The sequence below is a fragment of the Arthrobacter sp. Soil_N43 genome (assembly GCF_057655195.1).
On record NZ_JBDGML010000108.1, the window covers coordinates 1 to 13,077 of the forward strand.

A 13,077-nucleotide genomic window follows, 5' to 3' on the forward strand; every position below is an offset into this window, starting at 1 on the left:
CTTCATCGAATCCCCCCTCACCCTGCTCGTGACCCTCGTCGCCTGTGGCTTGATGGTGGGCGGCTGGTACGCCTGCCGGAAGCAGATCCACGAGATCGCCGAAACCCGCGACGGCTTCACCGGCATGTCCCCCGTCATCGCCAACCGCCCCGGCCCCGGCGCCGCCGACCGCATCTAACCCCCACCACCCAGCTCGTTGACCACGACGGCGGCGCGTGCGGTTCTGTTTTCACGGAACCGCACGTGCCGCCGTCGTTCTGCCATTAATCCTCTTGACGGGCGCAGGGCACGGGTCTACCGTCAGCTCCATCCCGGGTATTCATCGTCGAATCAATGTAGGGAGCGTCATCATGCCGGAATTCATGGATGTCCACCACAACATGAAGGGTCTGACCAGGGAGGACCTTAAGGCTGCCCACGAGGCCGACCTTGCCATTCAGAATGAGGAAAACGTCAATTTTAAGAGTGCGTGGGCCGATCCTGACGCTGGAGTGGTCTACTGCCTGTCGGAGGCTCCTTCGGCGGACGCGGTGAGGCGCATCCACGAACGTACAGGCCATCCCGCAGACGAGGTCCATCCCGTTCCCCTGAAGGTCTGAAACCGCCGGGACGGGCATTTCTGCACCACTTTGGGCGGCCCCGAGAGGCACCGGCCCCGCCGTACCGGGCCGGTGCGTCCGCGCATGCCGGGAAAGTGGAGCAGAACTCCAAGGGGTTCGCACGAAGGACCGGCTTATGGACGTCATTGTCATCGAGACCCCGCAGCTCGGGGACCGCAGCTACCTGGTCCACGACGGCCACGTGGCCCTGGTGATCGATGCCCAGCGCGACACGGACCGCGTCGAGGAAGCCGCCCGCGCCGCCGGGGTGCGCATCACACACGTCGCCGAAACCCACATCCACAACGACTACCTCACCGGCGGCCTGATCCTTGCCCGCGCCCACGGTGCCACATACCTGGTCAACGCAGCCGACGCCGTCGGCTTCGAGCGGCAACCGATCTCGGACGGCCAGACCCTGCCGATCGGCCGCCTCACCCTGCGGGCCGTGGCCACCCCCGGGCACACGCACACCCACCTGTCCTACATCGTCACATCCGACGACGGGCAGCAGGCCGTGTTCTCGGGCGGCAGCCTGCTGTACGGCTCCGTGGGGCGGACCGATCTGCTCGGCCCCGCAGATACCGATGGCCTGACGAGGGACCAGTACGCCTCCGTCCGCCGGCTGGTTGATGAGGCGGGACCCGCGGCGGCCCTGTACCCCACACACGGCTTCGGATCGTTTTGCTCGGTGGGGCCGTCCAGCTCCGCCAAGGCATCGACCATCGGCGAGCAGCTCGCCACGAACCACGCACTCACCGATCCTGATCCCGAGCACTTCATCGCCGAACTCCTGGACAACCTTGCGGCCTACCCCTCGTACTACGCGCACATGGCCCCCATTAACCTCACCGGCCCGCAGCCAGCCGACCTGGGCTTGCCGGACCCGCCCGGCGCCGACGAGCTGGCCGCCCGGCTGGCCAACGGCGAATGGGTGGTGGATCTGCGCCGCCGCGTGGCCTTCGCCAGCAATCACCTGAAAGGCGCCGTGAGCTTCGAATACGGCTCAGGATCCAGGTTCAGCTCCTACCTGGGCTGGGTCATTCCCTGGGGCGAAAAGCTGACGCTGGTGGGCAGCCGGGATGACCTGCAAAACGCCGTCCGCGACCTCTCCCGGATCGGCATCGACCGGCCGGACGCCGCCGTCGGAACAGATCCCGCAGCCCTGGCGCCGAACGCCCCGGTGGCCTCCTACCCGCGGACCGGCTGGGCCGCCGTCGTGCATGAGAAGCCGCCCGAGGACGCGGTGCTCGACGTGCGGCGGGCGGATGAATTCGCCGAATCCCACGTGGCAGGTGCCGTGAACGTGCCGCTGCACGAACTGCTGGCCCGGCTCGGGGAGCTTCCGGAGGGCCGGATCTGGGTGCACTGCGCCTCCGGATACCGTGCGGGCGTGGCCGCCAGCCTCCTGCAGCGCGCCGGCCGGGACGTGATGCAGATCGATGCCCGGTTCCGCGAGGCCGCACCCGCAGGGGTGCTGCTGGAAGGGCCGTCAAGCTAGCGGCGCAGGAGTACCGGCATTTCGAAGGAGAACATGATGGACACGGCAGGCAAGGTAGTCGTCGGCGTCGACGGCTCGGAATCATCGGTCCAGGCGCTGCGGCTCGCGGCCCGGCTGGCGCCCGCCCTGGACGCCCGGATCCACGCCGTCGCCTGCTGGGACTTCCCGCAGATGTATGCCGGCTACGTTCCCCCGGACTTTGCGGCGTTCGAGGAGTCGGCTGCCAAGACCCTGGCCGAGGCCATCGCCAAAGCCTTTGGTCCGGATGCGCCGGAGGGCATGAGCCAGGAGCTGGTCCGCGGACCGGCGCCTGCCAAGCTCGTGGACGCCGGAGCCGGTGCGGCGATGCTGGTGGTGGGGCGCCGCGGCCATGGCGGGTTCCTCGGCATGCACCTGGGATCCGTGAGCTCGGCCTGCGTCTCGCACGCTGACTGCCCGGTCCTGGTGGTCCACACGGACGGCAGCCACCGCACGCATCATCTCTGGAAGGGCGCCAAGGGCCAGGACCCGTCCCAGCCGTAGTTCCGGGGCCTGTCCTGCGTAACGCAACGCACCTGCAACCCCGTGCGCGGGCGCGATCACCTATGCTCAGCAGAGCACCTGAGCCCAGGCTCAACGACGAACCCACACAGGAGCAACTTCATGACCAACTGGCGGATCAGGGACTTTCACTCGGCTGACATGGACGGCATCCTGCATCTGTGGGAGTCCCTCAAGGCCACTAATGTTGAGCCCGTTTACGCGCTCTCCGAAGTGCTGGCGTCGTGCGAAAAGGACCATGCAGTCGTGGCCGTGCAGGGCGATCAGGTGGTGGGGGCCGCCGTCGGCCGGGCCGCCCATGACCAGGGCTGGATCGTTTTCCTGGCCACCCTGCCCGAGTACCGGGGCCGCGGGATCGGCACGTCGCTGCTGGCCGCCGTCGAAAACCGCATGGCGCCGCACGGCCTGAACAAGCTTTCAGCGCTCATGCCGGAGGCCGAAACCCGGGTGGAGGCCTTTCTGAGCCGCGGCTTCCTGCTGAAGAAGAACCTGCGCTACTTCGAGCGAACCATTCCCGTCCAGCGCCAGGAGCTTGAGCCGCTGAGCCTGCTGGGCGGCCGCGTCCTCGCCCGCGACCTGTGGGAGAACGTGGCCGGCATGCGCCGCGAGAAGGAGCTGCTGGAGCGCCGGCTGGTCCTCCCCCTGGCCGAGGCCGACCTCGCCGATGAATACGGTGTGGTGCCGCCTCGCGCCGTCGTGCTGTTCGGTCCCCCGGGAACGGGCAAGACCACCTTCGCCAAGGCGATTGCCTCCCGCCTGGAGTGGCCGTTCGTGGTGGTGTTCCCGTCCCGGCTGGCCTCGGACCCCAAAGGCCTGGCCGGTGCGCTGCGCGAGACGTTCCTGGAGATCGCCGAGCTGGAGCACGCCGTGGTGTTCATCGACGAGGTGGAGGAGATCGCGTCACAGCGCTCGGGCGAGCCGCCGTCGCCGCTGCAGGGCGTCACCAACGAACTCCTCAAGATCATTCCGGCCTTCCGCGAGCAGCCGGGCCGCCTGCTGGTCTGTGCCACCAACTTCATCCGCGCCCTGGACTCGGCGTTCCTGCGCCACGGCCGGTTCGACTACGTCATTCCCATCGGCCTGCCCGACCGCCAGGCCCGCGAAGCCATGTGGCAGCGCTTCATCCCCGCCGCCGTGGTGGACGACGTCGACGTCGAGCTGCTCGTGGACCGCACCGAGGGCTTCTCCCCCGCCGATATCGAGTTCGCGGCGCGCAGCGCCTCCCAGCGGGCCCTGGAAAAGGCAGTGTACGACGACGGCGGGCTGGCCTCCGGGGGCTCCGTTTCCGTCCGCGAGGCAGTCCGGAAGGGCCCCGCCACGGAGGACTACCTCGACGCCATCGCCGAAACCCGGACGACGGTGAGCAAGGAGGCCCACGAGCAGTTCCTTGAGGACATCGACGCCCTGGGCCGCGTGTAGGTTTCGCGGGCCGGTTCGGCGCGTTCACGGGCCGGAGTCGCCGGAAACCTGCGGGGTCGCCGTAAGTTTCCGGCGATCCCGCTCCATTCCGGCGAGCTCGGCGGCGAATTGGGGAAGGAGGAGAGCCGTGATCCTGTTCCTGACGATTGTGAGCGGACTGGCCTGGTCCTTGGTGTACATCGAGGCCATACGGATCGGATTCAGGGACCGGAGTTATGCCATTCCGGCGGCGGCGCTGGCACTGAACTTCGCCTGGGAGGTCATCTACGCCTCACGGTCCGCCGTTACCGGGCTTTCTGCGCAGGGCGTCTTCAACATCGTGTGGGCCCTGGCTGACGTCCTGGTCCTGTATACCTTTTTCAGGTTCGGCAGGTCCGAACTCCCGGCGTGGGTCACGCGGAAGCTCTTCGTGGGCTGGGGCGTCCTGCTGGGCATTGCGGCCTTCGCGGTGCAGCTGCTGTTCGTGGTGGAGTTCGGCTGGGACGACGCCGCCCGCTATGCGGCGTTCCTGCAGAACCTGCTGATGTCCGGCCTGTTCATCGCGATGTTCGTGGCCCGCGGCGGTGCCAGGGGGCAGTCCCTTGTCATCGCCGTGGCGAAGTGGATCGGCACGCTGGCGCCCACCGTCGTCTTCGGCTGGTACGGGAACTCCCCCTTGGTCCTTGGGGTGGGTGCGCTCTGCAGCATCTTCGACTTGGCCTACATCGGCCTGCTGTGGCGGGCACGGGCTGCCTCGGCCGTTGCTGGTCCTGTCCCCTCCTGAGCGGCTCCGGGCGGCAGTGGAGCGCGCCCTGCCCCCGGCGGTACTCTTTGAGCCATGTCCAACAATCCCCTCCGGCATGCCATGGCTCGCATGGGCGGCCGCGACCCACATGAGCAACACCGGGCAGCCACGCCGCTGGAGCTATTCTTCGACCTGACGTTTGTCATTGCCTTCGGAGTGGCCGGAAGCCAGTTTGCCCACGAGATTTCCGAAGCCCACTTCGGTGCCGGGCTGCTGGGCTTCTCCTTCGCGATGTTCGCCGTGATCTGGGCCTGGATCAATTTCACCTGGTTCGCCAGCGCCTACGACACCGACGACTGGGTGTTCCGCGTGGTTACTATGGTCCAGCTTCTCGGCGTGCTGATCCTGGCCATGGGACTTGAGCCGATGTTCCACTCGCTGGTGGACGGTGACCATGTAGACAACGCCGTCATGGTGGGCGGCTACGTGATCATGCGCCTGGCCCTGGTGTTCCAGTGGCTGCGCGCGGCACGGCAGGATCCCGCGCGCCGGCAGACCTGCCAGCGCTACGCTACGTACCTTGGCGTGGTGCAGCTCGGCTGGATCGCGGTGCTCATCATTGAGGCGGACATCCTGACCACTTTCCTCATGACTGCGCCCCTGTTCATCTTGGAAATGGCCACGCCATACGTCGCCGAGCGCTCCATGCGGACCCCGTGGCACGCGCACCATATCGCCGAGCGCTACGGGCTGCTCGCCATCATTGCCCTGGGTGAATGCCTGATCGGGGCCATCGAGACCCTCCGGGCCATCGTGGCCAACCACGGTTGGACCCTGGACGCTGCACTCGTTGGCTTCGGCGGAACGGCCCTCGCGTTCGCCATGTGGTGGATCTACTTCATACTGCCCGCCGGCCCCGCCCTGCACCTCCAGCGGCACCGCTCATTCTTCTTTGGTTACGGGCACATGCCCGTCTTCGCTGCGATCGCCGCAACTGGCGCCGGACTGCACGTGGCTGCCTACTACATCGACCATCAGGCCCACATCAGTGCCGCTGTGGCCGTGGCCAGCATTGCGGTACCCGTGGCGCTGTTCAAACTCTCCCTGACGTGGCTGTTCAGCGTCATGATCTGCGTGGACCGCACCGTCATTGCCGTGGCTGTCGGCGTCGTGGTCGCGCTGGTGGCCAGCGTTGGACTTGCTGCCGCCGGGGTCTCGGTGCCCGTCTGCTTGCTTGTGATTGTGCTGGCCCTGGGGGTGTCGATTGTGATTGACGAGAAGCGCGGCACAGCGAAAATGAGCGCAGCGCTGGAGCAACTGGAACGCGGGGCTACCGGGGCCACAGGGGCTACCGGGGCGCGGCCGGCAGAGTAACCACGATTTTGCCCTTGGCATGCCCCTGCTCCAGGGCGGCGAAGGCCTCGGCGATGCTGCCGAACGGATACTCGCTGTCCACGACAGGCTGAAGCGCCCCCTCATCCACCAGCGTGGCGAGAAAGCGCAGGTCGTCAGCGCTGGGATGCATGAAAAGGTAGCGGTAGCGTGCGCCCGCCCGCCTTGCCCGCAGCCGGACCGGAAGGCTGATGGCCCAGAAGAGCGCCGCGACCCAGCCGGGGGCGGCCAGGTCCTTCCGCGCAGTCAGCGGCTCGGGGACTCCGGCGATCGACACCGCCATGCCTCCGGGCTTGAGGATCCGGAAAGACTGCTTCAGCGTTTGGCCGCCCACCAGGTCCAGCACGGCGTCATAGATCCGAGGTTCGTCGCCAATCCGCTCCCGGGTGTAGTCGATCACCCGGTCCGCGCCCAGTCTCCGCACCAGTTCGTCGCCGCGCGGAGACGCCGTGGTGGTCACCTCGGCACCAAAGTGCTTAGCCAGCTGGATCGCCAGCGTTCCCACTCCACCCGCGCCACCGGAGATAAGGAGCCTGGTGCCCTTCCGGACGGAGAGTTCGTCGCGCAGGGCCTGCAGCGCCGTCAAGCCTGCCAGCGGCAGTCCCGCCGCTTCGGCGAACCCCAGCGAGACCGGCATGGCGGCGACGTGCCCCTGCTGCACGCACACAAGCTCAGCAAAAGCGCCGAGGGTGGCCTTGTCCACGCGCGCATATACGCGGTCCCCTGTTTTGAATCCGCTCGTTCCGGCGCCCACGGCGTCCACCGTTCCGGCCACCTCGCAGCCGGCGATGATGGGAAGCCGGTGGCCGCTGATGACCCGCAGCTTTCCCTGGCGCATCTTGTAGTCGACCGGGTTGAGCCCCGCTGCAGCCACCCGGATCCGCACCTCACCGGGTCCGGGACGCGGTTCGGGGACGTCCCGGAACTCCATGGCCCCTGCGCCGCCATACCGGGTGAGGACGTAGGCGAGCATGACTAGTCCTTGGGTGCGCCGCCCGGCTCGCCCGGCTCGGCGTTCTCGACGGGCTCGACCAGCGGAGCGGTCTCGACAGGCTCGTCCTGCGGCGCTTCGTAGGAGAGATTCTCGTAGTCGGTGTCGTCCGCCTCGTCCAGGCGGTCGTCCAGTTCCTCGAGAAGCCACGGGTTCACTCTCGCCAGGATTCTCCGGACTTCCTCCTCGGGAACGGCGGCGTACAGCACGGGCCGGGCATCGGCGTACCGGGTGACCGGCGGCCTGTCCGGCCATTTCTCGGCCAAGGCCTGTACCCGCTCGGGCAGGGAGTTGTGCGCATTGTCGGCGATTTTCACCAGTGTGGCGTCATGGTCCTGGGCAATGAAGCGGATGCCGGCCTGGTAGTCGTCCGGGTTGTCGTGCAGCCGCTTCGTGACGCGCTCGATGATCCCCACGGCGCGCTCAGAGACGCCCATGTCGAGCAGCGCCTGCCTGGTCATGGGGGTGTCCTCCGCGATGTCGTGGAGGTACCCGGCGATCCGGATGTCGTCGTCGAAGTCCTCCAGGGCGTCCCCCACGGCCAGCACATGCTCGCGGTACGGGCGCTTGAGCTTGTCCTTCTGGCGGTTGTGCGCCACTTCGGCCAGCACCTTGGCCGTCTCTACGGTGAATCGTGCTTCCGGCATTCCTTGTTCTGGCATACCCTCAGCGTACCCACCGCCTCCAACTACACGCCCGGCCAGACCCAGGGCCCCCGCGGCAGGGCAGCGGGATCGAACGCGCCGAGAGCGGACTCCAGGGAATCCGACGGCAGATCCAGCGAGTCCAGGATCATGCGGCGGACCGCGTCCGCAGCGATCCCGACGGCGGCAAGGTCGCCCAGCGTGACCGCGCCGTCCCGCTTGGCCAGCCGTGCGCCGTCGGCGTTGACCACGAGCGGCACATGGGCATATTCCGGAACAGGCATATTCAGCAGCGAGGCGAGGTATGCCTGCCGAGGCGTCGAGGGCAGCAGGTCATCGCCCCTCACCACCTGATCTATGCCCTGTTCGGCATCATCGACCACCACCGCCAGGTTGTACGCGGTCACACCGTCGTTGCGGCGGAGCACAAAGTCGTCCACCACCCCGGTAAAAGTGCCGTGCATGGCATCCTGCACCGTCCACTCCGTGACGGACGAGCGCAGCCGGACGGCAGCAGGCCGCACCGACCTTCTGAACGCGGCTTCCGCCGTCGTGAGCCTCCGGCAGGTCCCCGGGTAGGCGCCCTGGGGCGCATGCGGCGCGGACGGCGCCTCCTGGATCTCCCGCCGTGTGCAGAAACACTCGTAGGTCAGGCCCGCGGCCGCCAGCCGGCCGATCGCTGCCGCGTACAGCGGTCCGCGGTCGGTTTGCCGCACGGGGTCGCCGTCCCACGAAACGCCGATGGCCGCGAGGTCGCGGAGCTGCTGCGCCTCCGCCCCGGCACGGGCCCGGTCCAGGTCCTCGACGCGCAGCAGGAACCGCCTGCCGGTTGACCGTGCGAACAGCCACGCGAGCATCGCCGTCCGCAGGTTGCCCACATGGAGTTCACCGGACGGGCTGGGGGCGAAACGGCCGGCACGTGTCATGTGGTCCAGCCTAAGCCGAACAGCACAAGAGCCCCTCAGCTACCGCGCGGTCCCGGCGTATGCGGGGCTCGGTGGCTCAGGGGCTCTTGCCGTGCCGGTTCCTGGCGGAAGTGCGGCACTGCTTTGCGGAAATCTGCGGAAATTTGCGGAAAGACGATGCGTGAACAAGTGTCAATCAGCGGCGGCTTCCTTGCGGGAAGCGTCGTCCAGGGACCGGGTGGTGTGCCGGAGGCCCTGTAAGCCTGCGGGGCTTGGCGGTGGCCGCGCCCGTTGTTGCCACTATTTGAGCAGAAGTCCTACAGTTAGCGCAAAGGGCGCATCCTAGACTGGTCAGATTGATCAATAGTTATGCGCCGAACCGGCAGGGAGTGATCAGATTGCAGCAGCTGGACGCCACCGACCGGAGGATCCTCGCGGCGCTCGACGACGATCCCCGGCTCCCCATCATGGTGCTCGCCCAGCGCCTTGGCCTGGCCCGCGGGACCGTGCAGACGCGGCTGGAACGGATGACGGAGTCGGGCGCGCTCCGTCCGAACAGCAGCCGCGTGCTTCCTGCTGCGCTGGGCCGTGGAGTGGCGGCGGCAGTCAGCGCCGAGCTGGACCAGAGCCACCTCAACGAGGCCATCGCCGCCCTCCGGAAAATCCCGGAAGTGCTCGAGTGCCATGCGCCGGCCGGGGACACCGATCTGCTGATCCGCGTGGTGGCCACCAGCCCGGACGACCTGTACCGGGTGTCTGAAGAAATCCGGCTCTGCCCGGGGATCGTCCGGACGTCCACGAGCATGTTCCTGAGAGAGGTCATTCCCTACCGGACCACGGGGCTTCTCGGCGGCTGACGGCGCGCCTCACCCGCCACGCCGGTCCTGCGCAAATCATTGCTTAAAACTGCGGATAACCTGACGGCGGTCCTGCGGTGCCGACTGTAGCCTGATTCAGCATCTGCCGCCGGGATCCTTTCCGGCGGCAGATGCGCCCTCCATCCCAAGGTCTCAGCCAGGGTTCGGTCTCACTAAGGAACTCCATGCGCTCATTTTCCCGTTCAATAGCCGCAGCGACCGGGCTGCTGGTCTTCGCCGCCGGCCTTATATCCCTGCCGGTGAGCCCCACGTTCGCGGCATCCACAGATAACGCGACTGATCACGCCGCCGATGCGCCCGCCACGCAGCTGGTGCCGGGCACCCCGCACGGGGAGCACATGTACGAATCGGCGCCGGGCGTCCCCATGGACACTCCGCCGACCGGGTCCGCCCTCCAGGCAGAGGCCGGGGTCCTGGCTTCCGCGCCGATGAAGATCAAGCTGGTGACGGCCAAGCTCGCGGACAACAAGAACGCGGTCTCCATGACGGCGGCGGACCAGGCGATCGTGGCCACCAGCAACTACTGGAAGGCGATGTCCAACGGCCGCATCTCGATGACCGTCACGAGCCGGCTCGCGGGGCACCAGTCTGCCGCCACCTCCTCGATGTCCTACTACGACCTCATCAACAAGATCACCAGTGAGCTGAAGTGGACCTACAGCACCAATACCGCGCTCGTGGTGTTCATCCCCACGTCGACGCTCTCCTACGGTGCGCTGGGCGCCGGGTTCAGCAGCAACGGCAACAGCGGCCGCGTCCTGATGCCGCAGATCAACACCACCTTCACCAAAAGCGTCCTCACGCATGAGTTCGGCCACGTGCTGGGGGCCATGCACGCGGACGCCCTGCAGTGCGGCAGCGGCGTCAACGACGTAGGGACCACCAGCACCGGCCAGTTCAAGGACTCCAGCTGCTACATCCGTGAATACGGCGACACCACCGACCTGATGGGTGCTTCGCGGTACAGCATGCCCGTCGTCAGCTCCCCCTTCTGGGACTCCCGGGGACTCGGCCGGGGCGATGAAGTCCGCGACCTGGGGATTGCGACAGGCATCAAGAGCTACACGCTGCGGCCCTGGGGCGGCACACTCGCGAACCGGGCGCTCAAGTTCACCGACCCCGTCAGCCGGGAGACCTACTACCTCGAGCTGCGCCAGCCCGTGGGCTACGACAGCTACCTGAGCAGCGACTTCGCCGGCAACCGCGGCGTGAAGATCGTGCAGCGCGGCGGCGCGACTCCCGTCTCCTCCCTGACGCTCATGCCGTCCACCATTCCCTTCAGCGGCTACTACAGCGCGAACCACGCCTGGCAGGCCGGACGCACGTTCACCACGCATGCCGGAACCACGGTGACGATCAACGCTGTCACCGCCGACTACGCCACCGTGACCATCAACGCCGATCCCGCGCTGCGGGCAAAGATCCAGTTCTCGGCCGGCGACTTCAACGGCGACGGGCGCGCGGACGTGCTCTCCCGCGAATCCGACGGTTCCCTCATGCTGCTCGCCGGCCAGGCCGGCAACAAGCTCGGGGCACCCGTCCGGTTCGCCGGCGGCTGGAACATCTTCAACACGGTGGTCGGCGACGTCGACTTCACCGGCGACGGGATCCCGGACATCTTCGGCCGCACCTCGGCGGGTGAGTTTTGGCTGTACCCCGGCAACGGCAAGGGCGGCTTCCTTCCCCGCATCCGCATCGGAGGCGGCTGGCAGATTTTCCAGCGCATCGTCACTCCCGGCGATCTGACCGGAGACGGCAAGGCAGATCTGGCCGGCATCAAATTCGACGGGACACTCTGGGTGTACCCCGGCAACGGCAAGGACGGCCTCCTGCCTCCGAGCAACGCGGGCTCCGGCTGGGCTGCCTTCAGCGCTGTCGCTCCGGCCAGCGGTTTCAGCGCCGCCTCACGCGGCGGACTGTTCGCGCGGAGCCAGGCCGGATCGCTCTACTACTATTCGGGAAACGGGGCCGGCGGATTCCTCGCACCCACGAACCTGGGTGGCGGCTGGGGTGCGTTCAAGGACCTCATCGGCGGACAGGACTTCACTGGAGACGGGCAAAAAGACCTGCTGGCCACCACCGCAACGGGTCCGGCGGCGCTGTACCCCGGAAACGAGACTGGCCGCTTCGCCACCCGCGTCGCGGTCCCGGGCACGGACTGGGACGATTTCCGCCAGGTCTGGGAAGCCGGGGACGCCACGGGCGACGGCCGCGCGGACATCTTCGCTCTCACACCGCAGGGAACGCTGTGGCTCCACCCCGGGAACGGCTCCGGCGGTTTCCAGGCCGCCCGGCAGCTCAACTCCGGATGGCAGACCTACGACCAGATCTTCAGCGCGGGCAACTTTGACGGAACCGGCGGACTGGACCTGATAGCACGGGATGCAGCTGGCGTGCTGTGGGTCTACCCGACCGACGGCAGGGGCACCATGCTGCCCAGGAAGCTCCTGGGCAGGTCCCTGACCGGCTTCAGCCGCTTCCTGTCACCGGGGGACTTCACCGGCGACGGAAAGAGTGACCTCCTCGCCCAGTCAGAGGACGGGCAGCTCTGGCTCTACCCCGGCAACGGCGTCGGCGGCCTGCAGACCCGCAAGCCGCTCGGCTACGGATGGAACGCGTTCAACCAGATTGTCAGCGCTGACGACTTCACCGGAGACGGCAGGAACGACCTGATGGCCCGTACCACGGAGGGCGCGCTGTGGCTCTACCCAGGAAACGGCGGCGGAGGGTTCCTTGCGAGGAAGCAGCTGGGCAGCGCCTGGAACATCTACAAGTCGATAGCCAACGTGGGCCGGTTCGCCGGAACCGCCAGCCCCGGCCTGATCGCGACGGCTCCGGACGGCAAACTGTGGCTTTACGCGGGCAACAGGCAGGGCGGCTTCCAGGCATCCGTCCTGAACCCCCGCTAAGCCGGGCGCGCTAAGCCGGCAGGCCGCGGAAGATCCCCTTCCGCGGCCTGCTCATTTAAGCCTGGTCACTGTTAATCCGGGCGTCGTCCGCGGGGCTGGCGGCCGCTATACCGGCGGGCCGGCGTTGGACTTGAGGTTCTTCATTACCAGCGTTGAGGTGAGCCGTTCGACGCCGGGCAGTACCGTCAGTTCGCTGTCGTAGAACCGCTGGTAGGACGGCAGGTCTTCCGCTATCACCTTGAGCAGGTAGTCCGGCGAGCCGAACAGCCGCTGCGCCTCCACGATGTTGGGGTTGTCGGCAACGCGGTTCTCGAAGATCTCCATGGTGGGCTGGTCCACCTGCCGCAGTGTCACGAAGACGATCGCCTCAAAGCCCAGCCCGACGGCGGCCGGGTCAATGTCCGCCTTGTATCCGCGGATCACCCCCGACGCCTCCAGGTCACGGAGCCGGCGGTGGCACGGCGCCACGGTGAGCCCCACCTTTGCAGCGAGTGCCGTGGCGGTCATCCGCCCGTCCTCCTTGAGGTGGCGCAAAATATTTCTATCGATGTGGTCTAGCACGCAAAGATCTTACC

At 67.4% G+C, this 13,077-nt stretch carries 12 protein-coding genes; 8 read left to right on the top strand and 4 right to left on the bottom strand.

Annotated features, from left to right (window positions below):
• Nucleotides 1–350 precede the first annotated feature (350 nt).
• From AC3A3W_RS15625 to AC3A3W_RS15650, 6 genes are all read left to right on the top strand, one after another.
• Nucleotides 351–599: an SCO4226 family nickel-binding protein gene (locus tag AC3A3W_RS15625; RefSeq protein WP_205651466.1), complete on the top strand. Its 249-nt coding sequence runs from the start codon at nt 351–353 to the stop codon at nt 597–599.
• 136 nt (nt 600–735) lie between these two features.
• Nucleotides 736–2,100 (top strand): MBL fold metallo-hydrolase, encoded by a 1,365-nt coding sequence (locus AC3A3W_RS15630; protein ID WP_487443941.1) that lies wholly within the window; start codon nt 736–738, stop codon nt 2,098–2,100.
• A 33-nt stretch (nt 2,101–2,133) separates the two neighbouring features.
• Nucleotides 2,134–2,622, top strand: coding sequence for a universal stress protein (locus AC3A3W_RS15635; RefSeq protein WP_487443942.1), 489 nt, complete (start codon nt 2,134–2,136; stop codon nt 2,620–2,622).
• A 120-nt stretch (nt 2,623–2,742) separates the two neighbouring features.
• Nucleotides 2,743–4,059, top strand: coding sequence for an ATP-binding protein (locus AC3A3W_RS15640; RefSeq protein ID WP_487443943.1), 1,317 nt, complete (start codon nt 2,743–2,745; stop codon nt 4,057–4,059).
• Between the two features lie 127 nt (nt 4,060–4,186).
• A complete protein-coding gene (locus AC3A3W_RS15645; RefSeq protein WP_487443944.1) occupies nt 4,187–4,822 on the top strand; it encodes a transmembrane-type terpene cyclase in 636 nt (211 codons plus the stop codon).
• Between the two features lie 54 nt (nt 4,823–4,876).
• Complete coding sequence (locus tag AC3A3W_RS15650) at nt 4,877–6,157, top strand: low temperature requirement protein A (protein WP_487443945.1); 1,281 nt, start codon at nt 4,877–4,879, stop codon at nt 6,155–6,157.
• Here AC3A3W_RS15650 and AC3A3W_RS15655 read toward each other — a convergent pair.
• From AC3A3W_RS15655 to gluQRS, 3 genes are read right to left on the bottom strand one after another with little or no spacing between them, the layout of a single operon-like run.
• A complete protein-coding gene (locus AC3A3W_RS15655; RefSeq protein ID WP_487443946.1) occupies nt 6,132–7,148 on the bottom strand; it encodes an NADP-dependent oxidoreductase in 1,017 nt (338 codons plus the stop codon). The two genes, AC3A3W_RS15650 and AC3A3W_RS15655, sit on opposite strands and share 26 nt — an antisense overlap.
• A 2-nt stretch (nt 7,149–7,150) precedes the next feature.
• Nucleotides 7,151–7,828 carry an HD domain-containing protein gene (locus tag AC3A3W_RS15660; protein ID WP_487443947.1) on the bottom strand — a complete coding sequence of 226 codons (678 nt, stop codon included), beginning with the start codon at nt 7,826–7,828 and terminating at the stop codon, nt 7,151–7,153.
• 26 nt (nt 7,829–7,854) lie between these two features.
• On the bottom strand, nt 7,855–8,736 hold the full coding sequence (gluQRS, locus tag AC3A3W_RS15665; protein ID WP_487443948.1) for a tRNA glutamyl-Q(34) synthetase GluQRS: 882 nt from the start codon (nt 8,734–8,736) through the stop codon (nt 7,855–7,857).
• A 377-nt stretch (nt 8,737–9,113) separates the two neighbouring features.
• Between gluQRS and AC3A3W_RS15670 the strand changes: the two genes are divergently transcribed.
• Both AC3A3W_RS15670 and AC3A3W_RS15675 read left to right on the top strand, forming a co-directional pair.
• Nucleotides 9,114–9,572 carry an Lrp/AsnC family transcriptional regulator gene (locus AC3A3W_RS15670; protein WP_487444022.1) on the top strand — a complete coding sequence of 153 codons (459 nt, stop codon included), beginning with the start codon at nt 9,114–9,116 and terminating at the stop codon, nt 9,570–9,572.
• A gap of 185 nt (nt 9,573–9,757) precedes the next feature.
• On the top strand, nt 9,758–12,502 hold the full coding sequence (locus AC3A3W_RS15675; RefSeq protein ID WP_487443949.1) for an FG-GAP-like repeat-containing protein: 2,745 nt from the start codon (nt 9,758–9,760) through the stop codon (nt 12,500–12,502).
• 105 nt (nt 12,503–12,607) lie between these two features.
• Here the strand turns inward: AC3A3W_RS15675 and AC3A3W_RS15680 are convergent, their stop codons facing one another.
• On the bottom strand, nt 12,608–13,063 hold the full coding sequence (locus tag AC3A3W_RS15680; protein ID WP_309993944.1) for an Lrp/AsnC family transcriptional regulator: 456 nt from the start codon (nt 13,061–13,063) through the stop codon (nt 12,608–12,610).
• Between the last annotated feature and the right edge of the window lie 14 nt (nt 13,064–13,077).